The sequence below is a fragment of the Crenobacter cavernae genome (assembly GCF_003355495.1).
GTDB classification, from domain to species: Bacteria; Pseudomonadota; Gammaproteobacteria; order Burkholderiales; family Chromobacteriaceae; genus Crenobacter; species Crenobacter cavernae.
On record NZ_CP031337.1, the window covers coordinates 848733 to 872155 of the forward strand.

General features: G+C 65.7%; 20 protein-coding genes. 10 read left to right on the forward strand and 10 right to left on the reverse strand.

Annotation, left to right across the window (positions count from 1 at the left end; all coding sequences use genetic code 11):
- Positions 1-20 precede the first annotated feature (20 nt).
- On the reverse strand, positions 21-1664 hold the full coding sequence (locus DWG20_RS04190) for a methyl-accepting chemotaxis protein (RefSeq protein WP_181880970.1): 1644 nt from the start codon (positions 1662-1664) through the stop codon (positions 21-23).
- A 147-nt stretch (positions 1665-1811) separates the two neighbouring features.
- Positions 1812-2249, reverse strand: a complete 438-nt coding sequence (locus tag DWG20_RS04195; RefSeq protein ID WP_115432626.1) for a DciA family protein — start codon at positions 2247-2249, stop codon at positions 1812-1814.
- Between the two features lie 129 nt (positions 2250-2378).
- Between DWG20_RS04195 and secA the strand changes: the two genes are divergently transcribed.
- Positions 2379-5108: a preprotein translocase subunit SecA gene (secA, locus tag DWG20_RS04200; protein ID WP_115432627.1), complete on the forward strand. Its 2730-nt coding sequence runs from the start codon at positions 2379-2381 to the stop codon at positions 5106-5108.
- 82 nt (positions 5109-5190) lie between these two features.
- Here secA and DWG20_RS04205 read toward each other — a convergent pair whose 3' ends face one another.
- Entirely contained in the window at positions 5191-5733 is a 543-nt protein-coding gene (locus tag DWG20_RS04205; RefSeq protein WP_115432628.1) for an RBBP9/YdeN family alpha/beta hydrolase, read from the reverse strand.
- Between the two features lie 58 nt (positions 5734-5791).
- Positions 5792-7426 carry a methyl-accepting chemotaxis protein gene (locus DWG20_RS04210; protein ID WP_115432629.1) on the reverse strand — a complete coding sequence of 545 codons (1635 nt, stop codon included), beginning with the start codon at positions 7424-7426 and terminating at the stop codon, positions 5792-5794.
- Between the two features lie 224 nt (positions 7427-7650).
- On the opposite strand from DWG20_RS04210, the gene DWG20_RS04215 reads away from it, so the two are divergent.
- The 6 genes from DWG20_RS04215 to DWG20_RS04240 all read left to right on the forward strand — a co-directional run bounded on the left by DWG20_RS04215 (position 7651) and on the right by DWG20_RS04240 (position 15294).
- Positions 7651-8244, forward strand: coding sequence for a Maf family protein (locus DWG20_RS04215; RefSeq protein ID WP_115432630.1), 594 nt, complete (start codon positions 7651-7653; stop codon positions 8242-8244).
- A gap of 65 nt (positions 8245-8309) precedes the next feature.
- Entirely contained in the window at positions 8310-9806 is a 1497-nt protein-coding gene (gene rng, locus DWG20_RS04220) for a ribonuclease G (RefSeq protein WP_115432631.1), read from the forward strand.
- 132 nt (positions 9807-9938) lie between these two features.
- The gene (gene cysE / locus DWG20_RS04225) at positions 9939-10721 is read left to right on the forward strand and encodes a serine O-acetyltransferase (RefSeq protein ID WP_115432632.1); all 783 of its coding nucleotides are present in this window, start codon (positions 9939-9941) and stop codon (positions 10719-10721) included.
- A gap of 307 nt (positions 10722-11028) precedes the next feature.
- Positions 11029-11328: a DUF3303 domain-containing protein gene (locus tag DWG20_RS04230; protein ID WP_115432633.1), complete on the forward strand. Its 300-nt coding sequence runs from the start codon at positions 11029-11031 to the stop codon at positions 11326-11328.
- Positions 11329-11377: 49 nt separating this feature from the next.
- Entirely contained in the window at positions 11378-13555 is a 2178-nt protein-coding gene (locus DWG20_RS04235) for a UvrD-helicase domain-containing protein (RefSeq protein ID WP_115432634.1), read from the forward strand.
- Positions 13556-13566: 11 nt separating this feature from the next.
- The gene (locus DWG20_RS04240) at positions 13567-15294 is read left to right on the forward strand and encodes a response regulator (RefSeq protein ID WP_115432635.1); all 1728 of its coding nucleotides are present in this window, start codon (positions 13567-13569) and stop codon (positions 15292-15294) included.
- 79 nt (positions 15295-15373) lie between these two features.
- Here the strand turns inward: DWG20_RS04240 and DWG20_RS04245 are convergent, their stop codons facing one another.
- Complete coding sequence (locus tag DWG20_RS04245) at positions 15374-16462, reverse strand: L,D-transpeptidase family protein (protein ID WP_115432636.1); 1089 nt, start codon at positions 16460-16462, stop codon at positions 15374-15376.
- Here DWG20_RS04245 and DWG20_RS04250 point away from each other — a divergent pair.
- Entirely contained in the window at positions 16457-17014 is a 558-nt protein-coding gene (locus DWG20_RS04250) for a L,D-transpeptidase family protein (protein WP_115434723.1), read from the forward strand. The two genes, DWG20_RS04245 and DWG20_RS04250, sit on opposite strands and share 6 nt — an antisense overlap.
- A gap of 44 nt (positions 17015-17058) precedes the next feature.
- Here the strand turns inward: DWG20_RS04250 and DWG20_RS04255 are convergent, their stop codons facing one another.
- Positions 17059-17334 (reverse strand): Lpp/OprI family alanine-zipper lipoprotein, encoded by a 276-nt coding sequence (locus DWG20_RS04255; RefSeq protein WP_115432637.1) that lies wholly within the window; start codon positions 17332-17334, stop codon positions 17059-17061.
- A 439-nt stretch (positions 17335-17773) separates the two neighbouring features.
- On the opposite strand from DWG20_RS04255, the gene DWG20_RS16540 reads away from it, so the two are divergent.
- Both DWG20_RS16540 and DWG20_RS04260 read left to right on the forward strand, forming a co-directional pair.
- Positions 17774-17902, forward strand: a complete 129-nt coding sequence (locus tag DWG20_RS16540; RefSeq protein WP_281269940.1) for a hypothetical protein — start codon at positions 17774-17776, stop codon at positions 17900-17902.
- Between the two features lie 774 nt (positions 17903-18676).
- A complete protein-coding gene (locus tag DWG20_RS04260) occupies positions 18677-19087 on the forward strand; it encodes a DUF4332 domain-containing protein (RefSeq protein WP_181880971.1) in 411 nt (136 codons plus the stop codon).
- A gap of 329 nt (positions 19088-19416) precedes the next feature.
- Here the strand turns inward: DWG20_RS04260 and DWG20_RS04265 are convergent, their stop codons facing one another.
- From DWG20_RS04265 to DWG20_RS04280, 4 genes are read right to left on the reverse strand one after another with little or no spacing between them, the layout of a single operon-like run.
- The gene (locus DWG20_RS04265; protein WP_115432639.1) at positions 19417-20484 is read right to left on the reverse strand and encodes a sulfate/molybdate ABC transporter ATP-binding protein; all 1068 of its coding nucleotides are present in this window, start codon (positions 20482-20484) and stop codon (positions 19417-19419) included.
- Between the two features lie 9 nt (positions 20485-20493).
- Positions 20494-21378: a sulfate ABC transporter permease subunit CysW gene (gene cysW, locus DWG20_RS04270; protein ID WP_115432640.1), complete on the reverse strand. Its 885-nt coding sequence runs from the start codon at positions 21376-21378 to the stop codon at positions 20494-20496.
- Positions 21379-21388: 10 nt separating this feature from the next.
- The gene (gene cysT / locus DWG20_RS04275) at positions 21389-22228 is read right to left on the reverse strand and encodes a sulfate ABC transporter permease subunit CysT (RefSeq protein ID WP_115432641.1); all 840 of its coding nucleotides are present in this window, start codon (positions 22226-22228) and stop codon (positions 21389-21391) included.
- A 51-nt stretch (positions 22229-22279) separates the two neighbouring features.
- On the reverse strand, positions 22280-23275 hold the full coding sequence (locus DWG20_RS04280; protein ID WP_115432642.1) for a sulfate ABC transporter substrate-binding protein: 996 nt from the start codon (positions 23273-23275) through the stop codon (positions 22280-22282).
- Positions 23276-23423 lie beyond the last annotated feature (148 nt).

The window sequence follows — 23423 nt, forward strand, 5'->3', positions numbered from 1 at the left end:
TCACGGCGACGCACTCGGCGTCAGCGCAGCCTGAAGAAGCGCACGCTCTCCTCGAGTCGGGCCGACACTTCGGCGATGCGCCGCGAATTGGCGCTGATGGTCTGCATCGCCGCCGACGTCTCCTCGCTCATCTGCGCCATCTGCTCCATATTCCTGGCGATCTCGATGCTGGCCGCCTTCTGCTCGACCACCGATGCGGCGATGCCGTCGACGTCGGCGTTCGAGCGCTCGACGCTCACGTCGCTGGTGCGGAACAGTTCGGCCACCTGGCCGACACAGCCCCGGCTGGCTTCGAGCGACGACAGGCCCTGACGCACGACCGCGTCGAGCGCGGCCGACTTGTCGCCGAGCTGGCGGTTGACGCTGTCGATCTCGGACGCCGACGTCGCCGACTTCTCGGCCAACTTGCGCACCTCGTCGGCGACGACCGCGAAGCCGCGGCCCTGTTCGCCGGCGCGTGCCGCCTCGATCGCCGCGTTCAGCGCCAACAGGTTGGTCTGGTCGGCGATGTCGCGCACCTCGCGCGTCATGTTGGTGATCGCCTGCGTGCTGCTGACGAAGTCCTGCACCGACGACGCGAGGTTCTGGATCACCTGCTGCATCTGGTGCATCTCGGTCTCCAGCTGGGCGACGCTCCTCGAGCCGTTGCGGCTCATCTCGAGGTTGGCCGAGGAACGGCCGCGCAGCTCGTCGGCCGAGTCGGCGACGGTAGAGATGCTGACGGTCAGCTCCTCGACCGCGGCGGCCGACGCGCTCGCCGCTTCGGACTGGTGACGGCTGGCGTCGTGCACCTCCTCGCTCGCGCCGGCGAGCGATTCGACCATCGAGCGCGATTCGCCGACGCCCTCGCGCACGGTGCGAACCGTGCTCGTCAGGCTGTCGACCATGCGCCTGAGCGAGGCCTGCAGCTGGCCGACTTCGTCGGCGCGGTCGACCTCGATCGCGACGTCCAGACGGCCGTCGGCGACCGCGTCGGCCACCGACACCGCGCGCGTCAGCGGAGCGACGATGGAGCGGGTGATCAGCCACGCGAGCAGGCCGCCAATCAACACCGCCAGCGCCGAAACGACGAGGTTCAGCGTGTTCGCCTGGCTCATCGCCGCGTTGGCCTGCGCCGACAGCTCATCGTTGATCGCGAACTCGATCTCCATCAGTTCGCGCAGCGCGCCGAGCACCTTGTAGTTGGTCGGCGACAGCACGAAGCTGACGTCGGCGCGCGCCTTGTCGACGTCGCCACGCGCGTTCGCCTCGATGATCGCCGCCTGCTGCGCGCCGAAAGCCTGCAGATGCTGCTCGAGCTCGGCCAACTTGGCGCGCTCCTTATCGCTGCCCTCGGCCCCGCCGATCACCGTCTTGAGCTCGGCAAGATTGTCCTGGACGACCTTCTGGTTGACGCCGATCAGCTCGCGCAACTTCGCCTTCTCGGCCTCGTTGGGCGCGAAGTTGTAGTCGCCGGCCGAGCGGAAGGAAATCAGCGACGCCGTCTGCATCTGCGCGACGCGGCGCATGTTCGGGCTGCTGACCTTGGTAATCGAATAGACGGTCTGGTCGACCGACGCCAGCCCTCGCCACGCACCGCCGGCGATGACCACCATGAACGCCAGCAGCACGCCGAAGGCGAGCGCCAGCCGTGTGCCGATTTTCAGCCGCTGTGAAACTCCCATGATCTGACCGTCCTCCATTATTAGAATATGTTGTGCTTGTTATTTTCTGCCCTAATAACCCATAAAGCTTAGGGCGGAGTCATTATTGATGAAGTCAGACGGGGCAACAAGACGGAGCAGACCATGGCCTTACGCCATGGGAAAAGACTATGATTCGCGGGCTTTTTGATGACGAACAAATTTCGCGAGCGCGCGGCGCAGGCCGTCGTCGGGCAGCGTCTCGGCCGCCGCCGACAAGGCGGCGAGGCCCGTTTCGCCGATCTTCAGCCGGTTCTCGCGTTGGCGCGGCGCCAGCGGCGCGGCGACACGGATGCGCAACACGCGAGCCGGGTAACCGGCCTCGGTCAACCTCGGCAGCAGCGTCGCTTCCATGAAGCGCAGGCGGCTGGCGACCGCCGAGTTGGCGGCGAACACCACTAGCGCGTCGCCGTTGATGCACACCGCCTGGCTCGCCTCGGCGAGCGCGTCGGGCAAGAGGCGTCGCCACGCGGCGTCGAGCCGCATCAGCTGCTGCGCCTGGCCGGCGAGCTCGGACAGCTTGCGGTCGGCGTGGATCAGCGCGCCTAAGGTTTTGTTACTCATCATGTGCACCTTCGGGCAGGGGTTCTCATTCTAACGCCCTTGAACGAAGGCATGTCCGCCCCAACCATGGGGAGATTCGCGATGTGCTACACTCAACCGCATTTTTTGCCCTTTTGCCCTGGAATCCTCCGGATGATTTCGACGCTCCTCAAGAAAGTCTTCGGTAGCCGCAACGATCGGCTGATCAAGCAATACCGAGACCAAGTCGCCCGCATCAACGCGCTCGAAGACGGCATGCAGGCGCTCACCGACGCGGCGCTCGCCGGCAAGACCGACGAATTCAAGGCGCGTCTCGCCAAGGGCGAAACGCTCGAGGCGCTGCTGCCGGAGGCCTTCGCGGTCTGCCGCGAGGCGAGCCGCCGGGTTCTGGGCATGCGCCACTTCGACGTGCAGCTGATCGGCGGCATGGTGCTCAACGACGGCAAGATCGCCGAGATGCGCACCGGCGAGGGCAAGACGCTGGTCGCGACGCTGCCGGCCTACCTGAATGCGCTCTCCGGCAGCGGCGTGCACGTGGTGACGGTGAACGACTACCTCGCCAGCCGCGACGCCGGCATCCTGGGCAAGCTGTACAACTTCTTGGGCCTGTCGGTCGGCGTGAACCTGTCGCAGATGCCGCACGACGCCAAGCAGGCCGCGTACGCGTCGGACATCACCTACGGCACCAACAACGAATTCGGCTTCGACTACCTGCGCGACAATATGGTGTTCTCGCAGGACGAGAAGGTGCAGAAGAGGCTCGCCTTCGCCGTCGTCGACGAGGTCGACTCGATCCTGATCGACGAGGCGCGCACGCCGCTGATCATTTCCGGCCCGGCCGAAGACAACGTCGAGATGTACCGCCGCATGAACGCGGTGCCGGCGCTGTTGACCCGCCAGCAGGAAGAGGAAGGCGAAGGCGACTACTGGGTCGACGAGAAGGCCAACAGCCTGATGCTGTCCGAAGCCGGCCACGAGCGCGCCGAACAGATCCTCGCCGACATGGGCCTGTTGGCCGACGGCGACAGCCTGTATTCGGCGACCAATATCACGCTGATGCACCACCTGCTGGCCGCGCTGCGCGCGCACGCGCTGTACCACCTCGACCAGCACTACGTGGTGCAGGACGGCGAAGTCATCATCGTCGACGAATTCACCGGCCGCCTGATGCCCGGCCGCCGCTGGAGCGAAGGCCTGCACCAGGCCGTCGAGGCGAAGGAAGGCGTCGACGTCAACCGCGAGAACCAGACGCTCGCGTCGATCACCTTCCAGAACTACTTCCGCCTGTACGGCAAGCTGTCGGGCATGACCGGCACCGCCGACACCGAGGCGTACGAATTCCAGCAGATCTACGGCCTCGAAACGGTGGTGATCCCGACCAACCGCCCGATGATCCGCGAGGACACGCACGACAAGGTCTACCGCACCGCGCAAGAGAAGTACGGCGCGATCATCACCGATCTCAAGGACTGCTCGGCGCGCGGCCAGCCGGCCCTGGTCGGCACGACCAGCATCGAGAACTCCGAACTGGTGTCGCAGCTCCTGAAGGAAGCCGGCCTGAAGCACAACGTGCTGAACGCCAAGGAACACGCGCGCGAAGCCCACATCATCGTGCAGGCCGGCCGCCCCGGCGTGATCACCGTCGCGACCAACATGGCAGGTCGCGGCACCGACATCGTGCTCGGCGGCAACCCCGAGCCCGAGATCAAGGCGGTCGCCGAAGACCTCGCGCTCGCCGACGCCGAGAAAGCTGCCAGGATCGAAGGCATCCGCGCCGAATGGAAGGGCCGCCACGAAGCGGTGCTCGCCGCCGGCGGCCTGCACATCGTCGGCACCGAACGCCACGAATCGCGCCGCATCGACAACCAGCTGCGCGGCCGTTCCGGCCGTCAGGGCGACCCGGGTTCGAGCCGCTTCTATCTGAGCCTCGAAGACCCGCTGCTGCGCATCTTCGCGTCCGACCGCGTCGCCGCGATCATGGAACGGCTGAAGATGCCCGAAGGCGAAGCGATCGAGCACCCTTGGGTCAGCCGTTCGATCGAGAACGCGCAGCGCAAGGTCGAGGGCCGCAACTTCGACATCCGTAAACAGCTGCTCGAATACGACGACGTCGCCAACGACCAGCGCAGGGTGATCTACGCGCAGCGCAATGAATTGCTCGAATCGGAAGACGTGTCCGACGTGACCGCGAACATGCGCGAAGGCGTGTTCTCGGATCTGGTCGACGCGCACCTGCCGCCCGAATCGATGGAAGAGCAGTGGGACCTCGCCGGCCTGGAGAAAACGCTCGAAGCCGAGTACCTGATCTACGCGCCGGTCGGCGAATGGCTGAAGGCCGAGCCGACGCTCGACATCCCCGACGTCAAGCAGCGCGTGCTCAAGTTGGCCGAGACCGCCTACCGCGGCAAGGTCGAGGAAGCCGGCCCGGGCGTGCTCGCGCAGTTCGAACGCGCGCTGGTGCTGCAGATGCTCGACAACCACTGGCGCGAACACCTCGCGGCGATGGACCACCTGCGCCAGGGCATCCACCTGCGCGGCTACGCGCAGAAGAACCCGAAGCAGGAGTACAAGCGCGAGGCGTTCGAACTGTTCGCCGACATGCTCGAGCGCGTGAAGAAGAGCGTGGTCGGCGTGCTGATGACGGTGCAGGTGCGCGGCCAGGACGACGTCGAGGCGGTCGAGCCGCACGCGCCTTCCGAGATGCAGATGTCGCACGCCGAACCGGAACCGGCGCTGGCCGGCTACGCCGAGGCCGCCGAGGGAGGCAACAACCCGTACGCGCCGGCGGTGCTCGCCGCGCAGGGTATCCGCATCGGCCGCAACGACCCTTGCCCGTGCGGCAGCGGCCAGAAGTACAAGGCCTGCCACGGCAAGCTGGCCTGATTCACACCCGCCGCATCATGAAAAAAGCCGGTCTTCACGACCGGCTTTTTTGTTTCCCGACGTTGGCCGAGCTCGGCCAAGCTTACGCTGCGGCGTAACCCTTCAGCGTCGAGAGCCGCACCAGCCCTTCCGGCCAAACGCCGAGCCCGCTCGCGGCGTTGAGATGGCCGCGCGCGCCGATCTTGACGAAGCGGCTGCCCCAGTCGCCGGCGACGCCGGCCGCGAAGTCCGCGCTGCCGTAGGGATCGTCCTCGCTCGCGACGACGATGGAGTCGAAGCCGAGGCGCTGTCGCGGCAACTGCGTGAAACCCGCCGCCTCGGCCGGGAAGGCCGGGCCGTTGGGGTCGGGCACCGCGACGAGCAGCGCGCCACGGATCGTACGGCGCGTCGTCGCCGCCCAATGCGCGACGGCGAGGCAGCCGAGGCTGTGCGCGACGAGCAGGGTGTTCGGACCCGACGCCGCGACGGCCGCATCGAGCGCCGCCACCCATTCGGCGCGCACCGGGCGCTCCCAGTCGCGCTGCGCGACGCGTGTGAACGCCGGGTTCGTTTTCTCCCACAGGCTCTGCCAGTGTTCCGGGCCCGAGTTGCCGATGCCCGGCACGATAAGAATACGGTTTGCCAAGACGAACTCCTCCTATTTTTATGCGGACCATTCGGCCAACGTTGGCCGAGCTTTTTCGTCAGATCGTGAAGCGCGCCAGCGCGCCGTTCAGGCTCTGCGCCGCGCTCTCCAGGCTCTTCGCCTCGTGGCTCAGCGCGACCGTCTCCTCGACATTGTCTGCGGTCTGGCCTTCGAGCACGGCCAGGCCGACGCGCATCGCGTCGATGTCGCCCTCGATCGCATGGCTTTGCGCGACCGCGTCGGCGAAGGCGCCGCGCAAGGTCTGCATCAGGCCGGTGGTCGCTTCGAGCGCGCCGAGCACCTCGCCCGACGCCGACGACAGCGTGCCGGCCTCCTCGGCCTGCGATTCGATGCGGCCGGCGGTGTCGGCGATGGTCGCCAGCAGGTTCTCTACGTAGGCGTTGGTCTCGGACAGCGTGTTCTGCGTCTGGCCGGCGAGTTTGCGCACCTCGTCGGCGACGACGGCGAAGCCGCGGCCGGCCTCGCCGGCGCGCGCCGCCTCGATCGCCGCGTTCAGCGCCAACAGGTTGGTCTGTTCGGAGATGCCGGCGATGCGCGACAGGATGCGCGTGATCGACTGCACATCCTGCGACAGCGCGTCGAAACGGTGCGCGAGCTCCTGGTTGGCGGCGACGTGGCCGGACAGCGAGCCGGCCATGTCGCCGACGCTGGCGCGCGAGCGCTCGATCTGCCCGGACACGCCGTCGATGCGGCCTTCGAGCGCGGCGACGGTCGCGCTCGACGCACCGGCCAGCTCGACGATATGGCCGGCGCGTCCCGACAGCTCGGTCAGCCGCTCGCGGCTCGCCGCGGCGCTCTCGCGCAGCCTGGCGGCGCTTTCCTGCACGTTTTCGGCGGTGTGAAAGGTGTTGCGCGCGTTGTCGGCGGCGTCGGTGAGAATCTTTCGGAACGCGTCGGCGAGGCGGTTGAAGCGCCCGGCGATGCGGCCGACCTCGTCGTCGCCCTTCACTTCGAGGCGACGCGTCAGGTCCTGGCTCTCGGCGGTGCGCTCGATATGGTCGGCGATGCGGGTGATCGAACCGGCCAAGAGCCGCGCCAGCGCCCACGCGATCACGCCGCCGACGAGCAGGGTCAGCACGCCGATCAGCAGCGTCTCTCTCAACGCCCGTTCGCGCGCGGCGGCGACGTCGGCCAGCGGCACGTCGGCCGCCATCACCACGCGCCGACCATTGAGCTCGGCAGGGATGAACACCGAGCGGAAGGTACCGAACTGGTCTGCATATTCGTCGTAGGTGATCTTGCCCGAGTCGAACGCCGTCTTCAGCCCGGCGCTGCCCTTGTACGGCTGCAGGTGGTGGCCGAATTCGCCCGACTTCAGCTCGGCCTCGCCGGCGCCGTCGGCCAGGTACACGATCTGACCGCCCTGTTGGCCGAGCAGATACAGATACACGACGCCGAAGGGCTTCGCGTACGCGTCGAGCCTGCGCGCGTTGGCCAGCATCTGGTCGTTGCTCACGCTGCCCGGCGTGTACGCACGGGCGAGGAAGGGTTGGCCGAGCAAGGACGGCACCGCGCGCGCGGCGGCGTTCAGCCGGGTGTCGATCAGCTCGACCGCGTGGCGCTCGCTCTCTGCATAGGTGTAGGCGGTGTACGCCGATACGGTCGCGAGGTTGAGCAGCAGGAACAGCCAGGTCAGCTTGGTGCGGACCGACAGACGAGCGAGCCAGGACATGTGACGACTCCGGAATATTATTTAAAAGCAATTCTTGCAATTGGAATAATATCTGGCGGGTTTGACAACCATTTTCTGCATGCCATTGGCAATACTGTCGCATTCGGCGCGCGAGCCCGCGCAAGCCGTGTCAATGTCATGAGCTGTCATCGAAGCACGGCTGACGCGCCGCCCCCGGCTCTGGTAACCTGTGGTGCAGATTTGCCTTACCCGTGGTCCACCCGATGTCCGTCCCCTCCCTGCTCTACCTCGCCTCCGGCAGCCCGCGCCGCCGGGAACTGCTCGAACAACTGGGCCTTGAACTCAAACGCGTCCCGGCCGACATCGACGAAACTCCGCGCGAAGGCGAAACCGCCCGCGACTACGCGCTGCGCCTGGCGATCGAGAAGGCCGCCGCCGGCGAAGCGGCCCGCATCGCCCAGGGCCTGCCGGCCGCCCCCTTGCTCGCCGCCGACACGACGGTGACGCAGGACGACGAACTCTTCGGCAAGCCCGAAAACGCGGCCGACGCGCGCCGCATGCTCGAAGCGTTCTCCGGCCGCAGCCACCGCGTGATCACCGCGGTCGCGGTGTGCGACGGCGACACGGTACGCACCGCGGTGTCGGACACCGAGGTATGGTTCAAAACCCTGTCCGCCGCCGAGATCGACCGTTACCTGGAATCGGGCGAACCGTTCGACAAGGCCGGCGCCTACGGCATCCAGGGCCGCGCCGCGGTCTTCGTCGAACGCATCGCCGGCAGCTACACCGGCGTCGTCGGCCTGCCGGTCTATGAAACCGCCCAGCTTCTGAGCGGTTTCGGCTACCGCTTCCCCTAGAGCGGGCTTCGCGCTGGCGTGCGCGCACGCCAGATCAAAACCCGTTCCAACAAAGAGACAACGCCATGCTGCACCAACCGATTGCCCTGCCGCGCGACATCCCGCGCCCTAAGGAACAGATCCTGGTCAATATCACGCCGCAGGAAACGCGAGTGGCGGTGGTGGAAGACAGCGTCGTCCAGGAATTGCACGTCGAGCGCGCCGCCAGCCGCGGCATCGTCGGCAACATTTATCTCGGCCAGGTCAAAAGGGTGCTGCCGGGCATGCAGTCGGCGTTCATCGAGATCGGACTCGAGCGCGCCGCCTTCCTGCACATCGCCGACGTGCTCGAACAGCGCCAGCACCCGACCGAACCGCAGCGCATCGAGCGCATGCTGTTCGAGGGGCAAACGGTGCTGGTGCAGGTGATCAAGGACCCGATCGGCACCAAGGGCGCCAGGCTCAGCACGCAGATCTCGCTCGCCGGCCGCTTCCTCGTGCACCTGCCGCAGGAAGAGCACATCGGCATCTCGCAGAAGATCGAGAACGAATCCGACCGCCTCGGCCTGAAGGCGCGACTCGAAAAACTGCTGCCGCCCGACAGCCCGCGCGGCTACATCATCCGCACCAGCGCCGAGACGGCGACCGACGCCGAACTGTTGGCCGACATCGAGTACCTGTCGAAGCTGTGGGCCGACATCCGCCACAAATCGGTGCACGAGCCGGCGCAGAGCCTGCTGTACCAGGACCTGTCGCTCGCCTTGCGCGTGCTGCGCGACATGGTCAGCGAGTCGACCGAGCGCGTGATCGTCGACTCGACCGAGAACTACGGCAAGATGGTCGAATTCGCCGAGCTGTACGTGAACCAGGCGATCGAGAAGATCGAGCGCTACAGCGGCGAGCGCCCGCTGTTCGAGCTGCACGGCATCGAGGCCGAGATCGACAAGTCGCTCGCGCGCCGCGTGAACCTGAAATACGGCGGCTACCTGATCCTCGACCAGACCGAGGCGATGACGACGATCGACGTCAACACCGGCGGCTTCGTCGGCAACCGCAACTTCGACGAGACGATCTTCAAGACCAACCTCGAGGCGACGTACGCGATCGCGCGCCAGCTGCGGCTGCGCAATATGGGCGGCATCATCATCGTCGACTTCATCGACATGGATAACGAGGAGCACCGCAACCAGGTGCTGTCGGAACTGGCCAAGACGCTGGCGCGCGACAGGACGCGCGTCACGCTGAACGGTTTCACCAGCCTCGGCCTCGTCGAGATCACGCGTAAGCGCACGCGCGAGAGCCTCGCGCACATCCTGTGCGAGCCGTGTCCGACCTGCCAGGGCCGCGGCGAGATCAAGACCGCGCAGACCGTGTGTTACGAGGTGCAGCGCGAGATCGTCCGCGAGGCGCGCAAGTTCGACGCGAAGAGTTTCCGCATCCTCGCCGCGCAACCGGTGATCGACATGTTCCTCGACGAGGAATCGCAGAGCCTCGCGATGCTGATCGACTTCATCGGCAAGCCGATCTCGCTGTCGGTCGAGGCGACGTACACGCAGGAACAGTTCGACGTGGTGCTGTCGTAAGGCTAGTCCGACCTTGCTGGCGAAGCGCCCCCGCCGAGTCGGGGGCGTCGTCTTTCGGCGCGGCGCAGACATATCCATGTCATAGTCTGCGCGCGCAATAATAGAAAAAACATGAGATCCCGGAGTACACCGATGACCGTCCCCGCCCCCGACCCCTTGTGGGAGGCGATCCGCGCCGAGGCCGCAGACGCCGCGCGCGACGAACCCTTGCTCGCCAGCTTCCTGCACATGACCGTGCTGCGCCACGGCACGCTCGAGGACGTGCTCGCCTTCCATCTGTCGAGCAAGCTCGCCAGCCCGATCATGGACGCGCGCGCGCTGATGGAGCTGTTCTGCGAAGCACTGGCCGACGATGGCTCGATCGCGCGCGCGATGCGCGCCGACATCCGTGCCTGCTACGACCGCGACCCGGCGTGCGACGCGTACTCGATGCCGCTGCTCTACTTCAAGGGCTTTCACGCAATCCAGAGCCAGCGCATCACCCACTGGCTGTGGAAAAAGGGCCGCAAGACGCTGGCCTACTTCCTGCAGAACCGCATCTCCGAAGTGATGGGCGCCGACATCCACCCGGCGGCGGCGATCGGCGAGGGCATCATGCTCGACCACGGCACCGGCGTCGTCGTCGGCGAGACCGCGGTGATCGGCGACAACGTGTCGCTGCTGCAGGGCGTGACGCTCGGCGGCACCGGCAAGGTGCACGGCGACCGCCATCCGAAGATCGGCAACGGCGTGCTGATCGGCGCCAACGCCAGCATCCTCGGCAACATCGAGGTCGGCGACGGCGCCAAGATCGGCGCCGGCAGCGTGGTGCTCGAAGACGTGCCGCCGCACACCACCGTCGTCGGCGTGCCGGCGCGCGAGGTCGGCCGCCCGGACGAGGACATGCCGGCGCTGGGCATGGACCAGCGCATCTGAGACCAGGGTTGGCCGAGCTCGGCCAACCTTTGCCTACACAAGGCCGGGCGCGTCCCGTGTCTTGTCCTCTGGACGTGATCGAGAGCCTACGGCGCCCCCCCGTCGCCACTTCGGCCACCTGCACTGAAGGCTCGGCCATGGCTCCCAACGTTGGCCGAGCCCGCCGCCGCGCGTGCACCCGGCTATGCTGATCTGAGCACCCCGCACGGGTTTGTCCCTTCTTCCTCGTCTAGCCCACCCGCCGCGGCAAGGCACGCGCCGCGCACGGGCGCCGTAGAGCCGTGCCGCTACGCGTTGGAGGTGCAAGATGTTGTTCATCGTCAGCTGGACCGCCTACCCCGAGCACCGGGATACCGCCATCAAACGCTTCGTCGAGACCGGCGGCAAGCCGCCGGCCGGCATCACCCTGCTGGGACGCTGGCACGCCGTCGGCCCGCTCGCCGGCTTCGCGCTGGCCGAAACGGACGACCTGCAGGCGCTGTCGACCTGGACGATGGAGTGGAGCGACCTCCTGCACTTCGAAGTCCACCCGGCGCTGACCGACGATCAGTTCGGCCAGTCGCTCGCCGCCAACCAGGCCTACTGGACCCGGCCGCCCGGCAGCTGAGCGGCCGCGCCGGCAAAGCGCCGGCCCGCCGCTGGTGTAGAATCGCGCCATGGAATCCAACGTCGCCGCACAAGGCAGCCTGCTTGCCGGGCTCAACACCGAACAACTGTCCGCCGTCACCTGGCCGAACAAGAGCGCGCTGGTGCTCGCCGGCGCCGGCAGCGGCAAGACGCGCGTGCTGACCACGCGCATCGCGTGGCTGCTGTCCACCGGCCAAGCCAACCCGGCCGGCATCCTCGGCGTCACCTTCACCAACAAGGCCGCGCGCGAGATGCAGACGCGGCTGGCCGCGATGGTCCCGGTCAACGTCCGCGCGATGTGGATCGGCACCTTCCACGGCCTGTGCAACCGTTTTCTAAGATTGCACCACCGCGACGCCGGCCTGCCGAACACCTTCCAGATCCTCGACTCGGCCGACCAGATGTCGGCGATCAAGCGGCTGATGAAGAGCCTCGACGTGTCCGACGAACGCTTTCCGCCGAAGGCGGTGCAGGGCTTCATCAACGGCAACAAGGAGAACGGCCAGCGCGCCGACGTGCTGGCCGCCGGCGACCCGTACACGCGCAAGCTGATCGAGCTGTATGCCGCCTACGACGCGCAGTGCCGGCGCGAGGGCGTGGTCGACTTCGCCGAGCTGCTGCTGCGCAGCTATGAGGTGCTGATCGCCAACCAGGCGCTGCGCGCGCACTACCAGGCGCGCTTCACCCACATCCTCGTCGACGAGTTCCAGGACACCAACCGGCTGCAGTACGCGTGGCTGAAGCTGTTGGCCGGCGACATGGGCTCGGTGTTCGCCGTCGGCGACGACGACCAGTCGATCTACGCGTTCCGCGGCGCCGAGGTCGGCAATATGCGCTCGCTGCTGAACGACTTCGCGATCGCCGAGCCGATCCGCCTCGAGCAGAACTACCGCTCGGCGGGCAACATCCTCGCCGCGGCGAACGCGCTGATCGAGAACAACGACGGGCGGCTCGGCAAGAACCTGTGGACCGACGCCGGCGAAGGCGAGCCGATCCGCCTCTACGAGGCGTATTCGGACGGCGAGGAAGCGAGCTTCATCGTCGACGAGGTCAAGGCGCTCGAGCGCGACGGCTGGAACCTCGCCGGCATGGCGGTGCTGTACCGCAGCAACGCGCAGTCGCGGGTACTCGAACACGCGCTCGTCAACGCCAAGCTGCCCTACCGCATCTACGGCGGCCTGCGCTTCTTCGAGCGCCAGGAGATCAAGCACGCGCTCGCCTACCTGCGCCTGAGCGCCAACCCGGACGACGACAACGCGGTCTTGCGCGTGATCAACGTGCCGGCGCGCGGCATCGGCGCGCGCACCGTCGAGAACCTGTTGGCGGTCAGCCGCGAGCAGGGCGTCAGCCTGTGGCAGGCGGCATGCGCCGGCGGCGCCGGGCGCAGCGCCGGCAAGGTGTCCGACTTCGTCGCGCTGATCGAATCCTTGCGTGCCAGGAGCGAGAACGCCGAATTGACCCTGGCCGAGACGGTCAGCCTGATCGTCGACGCGTCGGGCCTCAGAGCCATGTATGAAGCCGACCGCAAGGAAGGCGAAGAGCGCCTCGCCAACCTCGACGAACTGGTCAACGCCGCCGCGAGCTTTATGCCCGACGCCCCGCAGGCCGCGCTGATCGAGTTCCTGACCGCCGCCGCACTCGAAGCGGGCGAGCACCAGGCCGAGGCCGGCCAGGACGCGCTGCAGCTGATGACGGTGCACGCGGCCAAGGGTCTGGAATTCTCGGCGGTGTTCGTCTCCGGCCTCGAGGAAGGCCTGTTCCCGCACGAGAACAGCACGGCCGACCGCAAGGGGCTCGAGGAGGAAAGACGGCTGATGTACGTCGCGATCACCCGCGCGCGCAAGCGACTCTACCTGTCGTGCGCGCAGAGCCGCATGCTGCACGGCCGCTCGAGCTACCCGCTGCGCTCGCGCTTCGTCGAGGAACTGCCCGAGGACTTACTCAAGTCACTGTCGGTCAAGGCCGCGCCGCGTGCGGAACGCGCCGCGTGGGCGGCACCGGCCGCGTCCAAGCCGTCACGCAGCGGCATGGGCTCGGCCAAGCTCGGCGGCTACCGGATCGGCCAGTCGGTCGAGCACGCCAAGTTCGGCCTCGGCGTGGTGATCGACGCGGAGGGCGCCGACGACGACGTCAGGCTGCAGATCAATTTCGCGGAACACGGCATCAAGTGGCTCGATCTGCGCTACGCTAAACTCACTCCGGCCTGAAAGACGACCCGATGAGCGCATCGAGCCCTCCCCCCAACCCGCTGGCCCAGCTCGCCGCCGGCCGGCTAGGCCGATCCGAGCGCGACGCCGCCGCCGAAAAGGCGCGGCGCAACCCGTACGCGCACCGGCTGTTCCTGGTGATCGACAGCGTGCCCGAGATGCAGCGCGCGCTGGCGATGACGCTGGCGAGCTTCGGCGCCGACAAGGTCGAGTACGCGAGCCGCGCGTCCGACGCGCTCGCCAAGCTGTCCAAGTACGACTTCGACGTCGTGCTGTGCGACTACGACCTCGGCAACGGCTACGACGGCCTTTACCTGTTCGAAGAGGTGAAGGAGCGCAACCTGATCAAGCAGTCGTGCGTGTTCATGATCGTCACCGGCGAGCGCCGCGCGCCGCGCGTGATCTCGGCCGCCGAACTGGTGCCCGACGATTACCTATTGAAACCGTTCACCGGCGAGGTGCTGCGCCTGCGTCTCGAGCGCGCGATGCGCCGCCGCGAGGCGTTCAAGGTCGTCGACGACGCGGTGCAGCGCCACGACTACCTCGGCGCGATCGACATCTGCAACCGCATGTTGGCCGAGCGCAACGAGTTCATGATCGACTTCATGAAGCTCAAGGGCTCGCTCGCGCTGAAGATCGAGGACTTCCACACGGCGGGCCAGCTGTATCAAGAGGTACTGAAGATCAAGGAAGTCGGCTGGGCCAAGCTCGGGCTCGCCAAGTCGCTGACCGGGCTGAAGTCGTACGACGAGGCCCGCCAGCTGTTCGAGGAGGTGCTGGTCGAGAACGGCCGCGTGATGGAGGCGTACGATTGGCTCGCGCGCCTGCACCAGAACAACCACCAGCTCGAAGAGGCGCAGGCGGTGCTCAAGACCGCGACCGGGCTGTCGCCGGTGGTGATCCGCCGCCAGCAGGCGCTCGCCGCCGTCGCGCTCAGGAACGGCGACCTCGACGTGGCCGAGGCGGCGTGCCAGACGACGCTCGAGCTCGCCAAATACACCTGGCACCGCCACCCGACGCTGTACGCCGACCTCGCGCACGTGCAGCTGTCGCGCGGCGAACCCAGCCAGGCGAGCCGCACGCTGTCCAACCTCAGGCGCGACTTCCGCTACAACGAGGTCGGCGAATGGATGGCCGATGTCGTCGACAGCCAGATCCAGACCAAGACCGGCCAGCCGCAGAAGGCGCAACAGCTGTTGGCCGCCGCCAAGGAGCGCTACCAGAAACTCGCGGGCGAGTTGCCGGCCGAAGCGCAGATGGAATTCGCGCGCGCGTGCTACGCGCAGAAAGACCTCGAAGCCGGCGACGCGGTGATGCGCGAGCTGGTGCGCAACCACCACGACGACGAGGCGCTGCTGTCGCGGATCGGCGCGCTGTTCGAGGAGTCGTCGCGCGGCGAAGCCGGCCGCGAGCTGATCTCCGCGAGCGTGCAGACGGTGATCGACCTGAACAACGCGGCGGTGAAGGAGGCGCAGGCCGGGCGGCTCGATGAGGCGCTCGAGCGCTTCGCCAAGGCACATGAGGAAATGCCCGCCAACGTGCAGGTGACGCTGAACCTGGTGAACGCGACGCTGGCGCTGGTGCAACGCCAGGGCTGGCACGAGAGCCACATGCGCCGCGCGCACGAGCTGATGCTGAAGGTGCGGAAGGACGCGCCGGCCAACGCCAAGTTCCAGAAGCTGCAGCAGGCGTGGCGGCTGGCGATAGACAAGCTCGGCATGCCGCAGTGGACGCTGTAGCGGCGTAGCCGGTCCGTAGGAAAAGCTCGGCCAACCTTTAAGGGTTGGCCGAGCTTTTTGCTTGCGGACGCACCCGCCGTCACGGCCTTTCGCCGGCCGGCGCCGAAGCCTCGGGCGGCAGCTGCGCATTGTTGGCCTCCACGCCATACGGCGGATAGGTGTACGGCTGGACCGCCAGCGCCTGCAGCCAGCGGGGCAGATCGGGCTGGCTGGCCGACAGCGCCACCGGCACCGGCTGCGGCGTACGGCTCAGCCGTGCCACGCGGCCCTGGTCCACATCGGCGGGTAGCGCTTGAGCCGGCATCGTCGCGAGCGCCGCCAGGATGGCCTGGGCGCGCTCGGCGAGCGGGCGCTGATCAGGGTATTCGCGTACCGGCTCGTACGACGCCATCACCCAGCGACCGCGGTCGTTGCCGATCAGGAAAGGCTCGTCGATGAAGCGCACCGGCGTCCCCGTGCGCAGCATCGGGAAGATCTGGGCGGCGTCCTCCGGATACAGGTGGATGCAGCCGTGGCTGGTGCGCAGCCCGACCCCCCACGGCCGGTTGGTCGCGTGGATGAAGATGCCGGGATAGCCGGTCTGCATCGCGAGCATCCCCATCGGGTTGTCCGGCCCCGGCGGGAAATACTCCGGCATCTCGACGCCCTCCTCTTTCAGGTGCTCGGCGCGGATGCTCTTGGGCACGAACCAGCCGGGGTCGCGGAATTTCGCCGTGATCTTGGTGCTGCCCAGCGGGGTCGACCAACCCTCGCGGGCTATACTGACAGGGTAGGTGATCACCTGCCGCGGCTGCCCCTTGGCCGCCGGCGGGAAGTAATACAAGCGGCGCTGCGGGATATTGACCACGATCCCGTTCCAGGGCTTGGCCGGCAGGATGAACTGGGTCGGAACGACCACGCGCCCTGCCGCCAGCCACACGGACACCCCCGGGTTGGCGGACACGATTTCCTCGTAGCCCACGTCGAAGCGCCGGGCGATGTCGAGCAGCGAGTTGTCCGGCGTCGGGCTGACTATCCTCACCTCCCCGACGACGGTGGATTCGTCGGTCGGCAGCGCAAAGGTGGCGGCCGGCGCGTTGAAAGCGACCAGCGCGGCGGCGAGGGCCGCACAGGCCCTGACCCCGTACGAACGTCCGACAATGGCGATGGATTGACGATGTTGATGCATAAGAGGCTCCGACTCGCGTCGTTGCTGTTGTGGCTGTCCCTATATTATGGCCCGGCTTGGGCGGACCAAGCGGGCTGGGTGCTGGTCGAGTCCGGAACCCGCACGCTGACCGTGCTCTCTGGCGAGAACAAGACGCTCGACCGCTTCGACAATATCTCCGTCGGCCGCGGAGGGATCGCGCCGCTGCACTACCGTGGCGACGACACCACCCCGCGCGGCGACTACCGCATCCTGGCCATCCGCCCTTCCCGGCGCTTCGGCACCTTCGTCGCGCTCGACTACCCGACCCCCGACCACGCCGGGCAGGCGGCCGACGCGGGCCGGCTCGACCCGGATAGCTTCGACGCCATCGTCGAGGCGTGGCTGGCCCGCCGCCTTCCGCCGCAGGACACCGTGCTCGGCGGCGCCATCGGCATCCACGGCGTCGGCCGCGGCGACCCGGCGATTCATCGCGCCTTCGACTGGACCGACGGCTGCGTGGCGCTCAGCAATGCCCAACTGCATCGTTTCGCCCGCTGGGTCAGAGTCGGCATGCGGGTGGTTATCCGCTGAGCGCAAAACCGTCACGCCCATGGCACGGGACCACCCGCCTGACCTCACTTCATCATGGTCTTTTTGAACATCCGGTTGAGCTTCTCGTTGGTGTCAGTGGCGGTCTGATTGGCCTGGTTCGACGTGTTCAGCGCCCGATCGGCCTTCTGGTTGGCGGCATTGGCCGTCTGGTTGGCCTGGTCGGCGCTCTGCTGCGCCTGCATGGCCATCGCACGCACCTTTTCCAGTTCGCCGCTGCTGGCGCATCCACCCAATAACAGCAACGAGAGACCAGCCGCCGAGGCGAGCAACAAGGGACGAGCATGGGAAGATCGAAGCATGGCATTCCTCCTAAAAAAAGGGAGACAAACGCGGCGGGCACACACCACCGTCTGGCACGACCCATACGGCGACGCGCATCCGCGCACGATAGAAGCCCGCGGCAGCCCGGCCACCTTCGGTTCGGACGGCAACGACCCCTATACACTGTTCTTTAAGTCCGGCAGAACCCTATCGCGGAAGGCGGAGGCAAACGCGGGCCACTCTATGCAGAGATCGGATTCGGCTGGCGATCGACACCTCCACCCGATCGCCATACGCCCGGCGTTCCATGCTGCGGTCTCGTTGATTTTTTTGAAGCGTAGTCTACGGCTGCGCCAAGCGGTAGGCGCCGGCCGCAATGGGCCCTCTTGGCGGACGCAAGGCACGCAGGCCGGACAAGGCACCGGTGACGCCCGAAGCCCTCAAAACGCCCTGGCGATGCGGCGATACGAAAACCCCATGCGCCGCGTGCACGCACTGCTGCTGAAGGAGTGCAAGGACGCGCCGACCAACGCCAAGTACCAGAAGCTGCAGCAGGCGCGGCGGCTGACGATAGACAAGCTCGGCATGCCGCAGTGGACGTTGTAGCGGCGTAACCGGTTCGCAGAATAAGGCTCGGCCAACCTTCAAAGGTTGGCCGAGCCTTTATGTTCGCACCTAATAAATGGCACGGGGGCTCGGGGCCACGGAAGACACAGCCTCTGGCCGACCAGGAGCCTCTTCGGGGGCGCTGCCGACGTGGGCCCCATGTCTGCCCCCCGCCTGTTAACAGAACTCAGCGGAAGGGCCTCATACGGGCAGGAGCGGACTTTCAACCGCTCTCCAACTCTGGCGGGGGGTGACGTATTTTGATTATGCTATGTGAATATTTAGTGCCGTGAAGCTAGGCAGGACAAGGCTTGGCGGCGACGGTTGGCGGCAGTGACGCAAAAAATTACGCCTTTTAGGACGTCTACTTATAGTTAGGCTATACCTTAGCAGGGTCTATTGCTGAAACACCAAAAAAGGAAGACTTTGCGGTGTTTAAAACCTTCGGCCTACTGATGCCTAGACGGCATGTTTCAATGCGGGTCCATGGAACATCCGCGCATATATAGATCGATCCACCTGATAGGGCAGAGAAGAAATTCCTTATTCAGAGGTTGCCACAAGGCACCTTTGTAACAAACTAAAGGGGTCGTAGTGATTAATCTGAGTTAAATCACTACGACCCCTTATCGCGGCCGCCCCTTAGCCAAACTACAAGGGCTTCCCAAAACGCGTGTTACGAGGCGAGTGGTAAGGAGGTGATGATAGGAAATAAAAAATACTAGAGTCAAAAACACTTATCGACAACCATTTGACGCATTATTGGAGATGACAATGGCTATACCACTTAGCAAACTCGTAGGCATGACCTCAGAAATTGAGGGAAAGTTGAATGAAAAAGGTATCCATGACAGCGATCAATTCGTAGACGCATGTCGGATACCCCACGACAGAAGCGAACTAGCAAAGCACTGCGGCCTGACAAGGCAAAAGCTCTTGGCATTGGCCGACCGCGCAGATCTGGCTCGTATTCATGGGGTCGGCGGGGTTTTATCCGACCTATTAGAGCAAATTGAAGGCGTGAAAACGGTCTCCGATCTCGCCAAACAACGGCCAGAAAAGTTGCACCATGAGCTGGAGGATTTGATAGATCAAAAGAAAATCAGATTGGTAGGCAACCCTACCTCCTTGGAAATGGTGAAAGACTGGATCAAACAGGCCAAAGCTTTGGAAAAGCTACTGTAGCCAGGATGGGGAGGCAAAAGCGGAGCATTGCCCACCTTAACGGCCTAACAGTCGCATCAACTCGGACTGTCAATTACGCTTCGTTGGCAGCCGGTTATGCGGCACGTTATCCTTGGGAATGGCCGCTTCGTATCGACTCCCGACGTCCGGCAATGGCGGTCAACTGCAACAAATATTGCGGGTAAAGGCTAAACCTCACTGACAAAGGTCCGCATGGATAGAATCTCCCATTGCGTCAGTCGGCACATCCCTCGCGACATAGCGCAAAAAAGCTCGGCCAACCTTCAAGGTTGGCCGAGCTTTTGACTAAACGCCGCCGGAAACGACGATCAGATTGAGTAGTCGCCGCCGTCGGACAGGAACACCGACACCTTCTTCGGCTTAAGGTGCACCGATTCGCCGAGCGCGATGCCGAGTTCGCGGTAGGTCTCCTTGGCGAGCACCGCTTCGAGCGTCTGCCCGTTGCCGGTCGCGACCTCGAGCCGCACCACCGGGCCGACCGCGTGGATGTGCTCGACGGTGCCCGACGCGAGCGCGTCTTCCGGCGAGCGGCTCACAATTAAATCATGAGGCCGCACGTAGGCGACCGCCTTACCCTCGCCCGGCACCGTGGTTAGCCGGTGCGCGTAGTCGCCGATGGTCAGGTGCGAGCCGTCGACGCGGCCGTGGAACAGGTTCACGTCGCCGAGGAACTGGGTGACGAAGGGGCTGGCCGGATGCTCGTAGATGTCGTCCGGCGCACCGACCTGCTCGATGTGGCCGTGGTCCATCACGACGACGCGGTCGGACACCTCGAGCGCCTCTTCCTGGTCGTGGGTGACGAACACGCTGGTCACGTGGATCTCGTCGTGCAGGTCGCGCAGCCAGCGGCGCAGGTCCTTGCGTACCTTGGCGTCGAGCGCGCCGAACGGCTCGTCGAGCAGCAGCACCTTCGGTTCCACCGCGAGAGAGCGCGCCAAGGCGATGCGCTGGCGCTGGCCGCCGGACAGCTGGGTCGGGTAGGCGTCGGCCAGCCAGTCGAGCTGGACCAGCTTCAACAGCTTCATCACCTTGTCGCGGATTTCTTCCTTGCCCGGACGGATCGAACGCGGCTTCACCGTCAGGCCGAACGCGACGTTGTCGAACACCGTCATGTGGCGGAACAGCGCGTAGTGCTGGAACACGAAGCCGACCTCGCGCTCGGACACGTGGGTGTGCGTCGCGTCCTCGCCGCCGAACAGCACCTGGCCGGAATCCGGCGTCTCGAGGCCGGCGATGATGCGCAGCAAGGTCGTCTTGCCGCAGCCGGACGGGCCGAGCAGCGCCAACAGTTCGCCCGAGTTGACGGTGAGGTTGACATTGTCGAGCGCGACGAAGTCGCCGAAGCGCTTCTGGATATTGCGGATTTCGATGCTCATGATGTGCTCTCAGTGCGCGGCCGCCAGGCGGGCCTCACGGGTACGATTTAGCGACGCGGCGTGCGCGCGGGCGAGGCGCCACTCGATGAACGTTTTCACGAACAGCGTAATCAGCGCGAGGAAGGCCAGCAAAGACGCGCACGCGAAGGCGCCGACGAAGTTGTATTCGTTGTACAGAATCTCGACGTGCAGCGGGATGGTGTTGGTCTCGCCGCGGATGTGTCCGGAGACGACGCTGACCGCGCCGAATTCGCCCATCGCACGCGCGTTGGTCAATATGAAGCCGTACAACAGGCCCCACTTGATGTTCGGCACCGTCACGCGCCAGAAGGTCTGCCAGCCGGACGCGCCGAGCACCATCGCCGCCTGCTCCTCGTCCTGGCCCTGTGCCTGCATCAGCGGGATCAGTTCGCGCGCTACAAACGGGAAGGTCACGAAAACGGTGGCCAGCACGATGCCGGGCACGGCGAACATGATCTTGATGTCGTGCTCGGCCAACCACGGGCCGAGCCAGCCCTGCGCGCCGAACATCAGCATATACATCAGCCCGGCGACCACCGGCGACACCGAGAACGGCAGGTCGATCAGCGTGATCAAAAAGCTCTTGCCGCGGAACTCGAAGCGCGCGATCGCCCACGCGGCGGCGACGCCGAACGCGAGGTTGAGCGGCACCGCGAACAGCGCGGTCAACAGCGTCAGCTTGATCGCCGACCACGCCTCGGGCTCGACCAGCGAATCGAGATAGAGCTGCCAGCCCTTCGAGAACGCCTCCCAGAACACCGACACCAGCGGCACCAGCACGAACAGCGCGACGAAGACGAGCGCGACGGTGGTCAAAGCGACGCGCACCCACAACGGTTCGTTGGTCGACGTGCGCTTGGAAGAATCGGCCATGGTCCGCTCCTTAACGTTTGGCGCCGTGGCGGCGTGACGCCCACCACTGGATGGCGTTGATGGCGAACAGGATCACGAACGACAGGCCGAGCATCACGACGGCGACCGCGGTCGCGCCCAGGTAGTCGTACTGGTCGAGCTTGGAGATGATGATCAAGGGCGCGATCTCGGACACCAGCGGGATGTTGCCGGCGATGAAGATCACCGAGCCGAACTCGCCGGTCGCGCGCGCGAACGCCATCGCGCCGCCGGTGATCAGCGCCGGCACCGCCGCCGGGAAGATCACGCGGCGGAAGATCTGCCAGCGGTTGGCGCCGAGGCAGGTCGCCGCTTCTTCGAGTTCCTTCTCGAGGTCTTCGAGCACCGGCTGCACCGTGCGCACGACGAAAGGCAGGCTGATGAAGATCAGCGCGACGACGATGCCCAGCGGTGCAAACGCGACCTTGATGCCGAGCGGCGCGAGGTACTGGCCGAACCAGCCGTTCGGCGCGTACAGCGTGGTCAGCGCGATACCGGCGACCGCGGTCGGCAGCGCGAACGGCAGGTCGACCAAGGCGTCGATCAGCTTCTTGCCCGGGAATGGGTAGCGCACCAGCACCCACGCGAGCAGAAAGCCCATCACGATATTGATCAGCGCGGCGATCGCCGACGCGCCGAACGACAGCTTCAGCGACGCGACGACGCGCTCGGCGGTCACCGTCTCGACGAAGGCGGTCCAGCCCATGTCGGTGGTCTTGAAGAGCAGCGCGGCGAACGGCAACAGCACGATCAGCGTCAGCCAGAACAGCGTGACGCCGAACGACAGGCCGAAACCGGGCAGCACGCTGTGTTGTCGGTTAAGCAGGTTCATAAGCGGGACTCTAAAGATAGGCGCGGGCGGCTTGCCCGCGCCGTGCGGGACTTACTTTTTCGTATAGATCTGGTCGAACACGCCGCCGTCGGCGAAGTGGGTCTTCATCGCCGCGCGCCAGCTGCCGAACACCTGGGTGACGCGGAAGGTCTTCACCGGCGGAAACTGCGCGGCGTACTTGGCGGCGACCTGCGCGTTCTGCGGGCGCAGGTAGTTCTGCGCGGCGACGGTCTGGCCTTCTACGCTCCACAGGTAGTTCAGGTAGGCGTCGGCCTCCTTGCGCGTGCCCTTCTTGTCGACGACCTTGTCGACGACCGCGACCGGGTTCTCGGCCAGCACCGACACCTTCGGATAGACGATGTCGAAGCCGCCGCGGCCGAATTCGCGCGCGATCATCTCGGCCTCGTTCTCGAAGGTGACGAGCACGTCGCCGGTCTGGCGCTGGATGAAGGTCGTCGTCGCCGCGCGGCCGCCGGTGTCGAGCACCGGCACGTTCTTGAACAGCCGGTTCACGAAGTCGCGCGCCTTCGCCTCGCTGCCGCCCGGCTGCTTGAGCGCCTGGCCCCACGCGGCCAGATACGTGTAGCGGCCGTTACCCGACGTCTTCGGGTTCGGCACGATCACCTGCACGCCGGGCTTGGCAAGGTCGTTCCAGTCGCGGACCGCCTTCGGGTTGCCCTTGCGGACCAAGAACACCGTGATCGAGTTGAACGGCACGCTGTCGTTAGGCAGGCGTTTGGCCCAGGCCGCCGGGATCAGGCCCTTGTCGGCCAACAGGTCGATGTCGGTCGCCTGGTTCATCGTGATCACGTCGGCCGGCAGGCCGTTGACCACCGACAGCGCCTGCTTGCTCGAGCCGCCGTGCGACTGCTGCAGCGTGACGGTCTCGCCGGTCTTGGCCTTGTAGGCCTTCTGGAAGACCGGGTTGTAGTCCTTGTAAAAGTCACGCATCACGTCGTACGAGACGTTCAGCAATTGGGTATCGGCGAACACGCTGGTGCTCGCGAGCGACAACAACAGGGCGGTCAGGGTCAGACGCGGTTTCATGCCGTATCCTCGGGGAGGGTAATCAGAATGGCTAGAAGACTAACCCAAGCAATATATATCAACAAATAACAATATTTGCCGACAGTTTATTTAAACGGTTATAAGAAGGCTCAGGGTCGGCCCTCAAGTACGTGGGCATCGTGTATGC

What these genes read in the sequence shown, in the direction of transcription:
- DWG20_RS04190 (WP_181880970.1), bottom strand. Translation starts at nt 1,664, where the DNA reads ATGGGAGTTTCACAGCGGCTGAAAATCGGCACACGGCTGGCGCTCGCC.
- DWG20_RS04195 (WP_115432626.1), bottom strand. Translation starts at nt 2,249, where the DNA reads ATGATGAGTAACAAAACCTTAGGCGCGCTGATCCACGCCGACCGCAAG.
- secA (WP_115432627.1), top strand. Translation starts at nt 2,379, where the DNA reads ATGATTTCGACGCTCCTCAAGAAAGTCTTCGGTAGCCGCAACGATCGG.
- DWG20_RS04210 (WP_115432629.1), bottom strand. Translation starts at nt 7,426, where the DNA reads ATGTCCTGGCTCGCTCGTCTGTCGGTCCGCACCAAGCTGACCTGGCTG.
- DWG20_RS04215 (WP_115432630.1), top strand. Translation starts at nt 7,651, where the DNA reads ATGTCCGTCCCCTCCCTGCTCTACCTCGCCTCCGGCAGCCCGCGCCGC.
- rng (WP_115432631.1), top strand. Translation starts at nt 8,310, where the DNA reads ATGCTGCACCAACCGATTGCCCTGCCGCGCGACATCCCGCGCCCTAAG.
- cysE (WP_115432632.1), top strand. Translation starts at nt 9,939, where the DNA reads ATGACCGTCCCCGCCCCCGACCCCTTGTGGGAGGCGATCCGCGCCGAG.
- DWG20_RS04230 (WP_115432633.1), top strand. Translation starts at nt 11,029, where the DNA reads ATGTTGTTCATCGTCAGCTGGACCGCCTACCCCGAGCACCGGGATACC.
- DWG20_RS04235 (WP_115432634.1), top strand. Translation starts at nt 11,378, where the DNA reads ATGGAATCCAACGTCGCCGCACAAGGCAGCCTGCTTGCCGGGCTCAAC.
- DWG20_RS04240 (WP_115432635.1), top strand. Translation starts at nt 13,567, where the DNA reads ATGAGCGCATCGAGCCCTCCCCCCAACCCGCTGGCCCAGCTCGCCGCC.
- DWG20_RS04250 (WP_115434723.1), top strand. Translation starts at nt 16,457, where the DNA reads ATGCATAAGAGGCTCCGACTCGCGTCGTTGCTGTTGTGGCTGTCCCTA.
- DWG20_RS04245 (WP_115432636.1), bottom strand. Translation starts at nt 16,462, where the DNA reads ATGCATCAACATCGTCAATCCATCGCCATTGTCGGACGTTCGTACGGG.
- DWG20_RS04255 (WP_115432637.1), bottom strand. Translation starts at nt 17,334, where the DNA reads ATGCTTCGATCTTCCCATGCTCGTCCCTTGTTGCTCGCCTCGGCGGCT.
- DWG20_RS16540 (WP_281269940.1), top strand. Translation starts at nt 17,774, where the DNA reads ATGCGCCGCGTGCACGCACTGCTGCTGAAGGAGTGCAAGGACGCGCCG.
- DWG20_RS04260 (WP_181880971.1), top strand. Translation starts at nt 18,677, where the DNA reads ATGGCTATACCACTTAGCAAACTCGTAGGCATGACCTCAGAAATTGAG.
- DWG20_RS04265 (WP_115432639.1), bottom strand. Translation starts at nt 20,484, where the DNA reads ATGAGCATCGAAATCCGCAATATCCAGAAGCGCTTCGGCGACTTCGTC.
- cysW (WP_115432640.1), bottom strand. Translation starts at nt 21,378, where the DNA reads ATGGCCGATTCTTCCAAGCGCACGTCGACCAACGAACCGTTGTGGGTG.
- cysT (WP_115432641.1), bottom strand. Translation starts at nt 22,228, where the DNA reads ATGAACCTGCTTAACCGACAACACAGCGTGCTGCCCGGTTTCGGCCTG.
- DWG20_RS04280 (WP_115432642.1), bottom strand. Translation starts at nt 23,275, where the DNA reads ATGAAACCGCGTCTGACCCTGACCGCCCTGTTGTTGTCGCTCGCGAGC.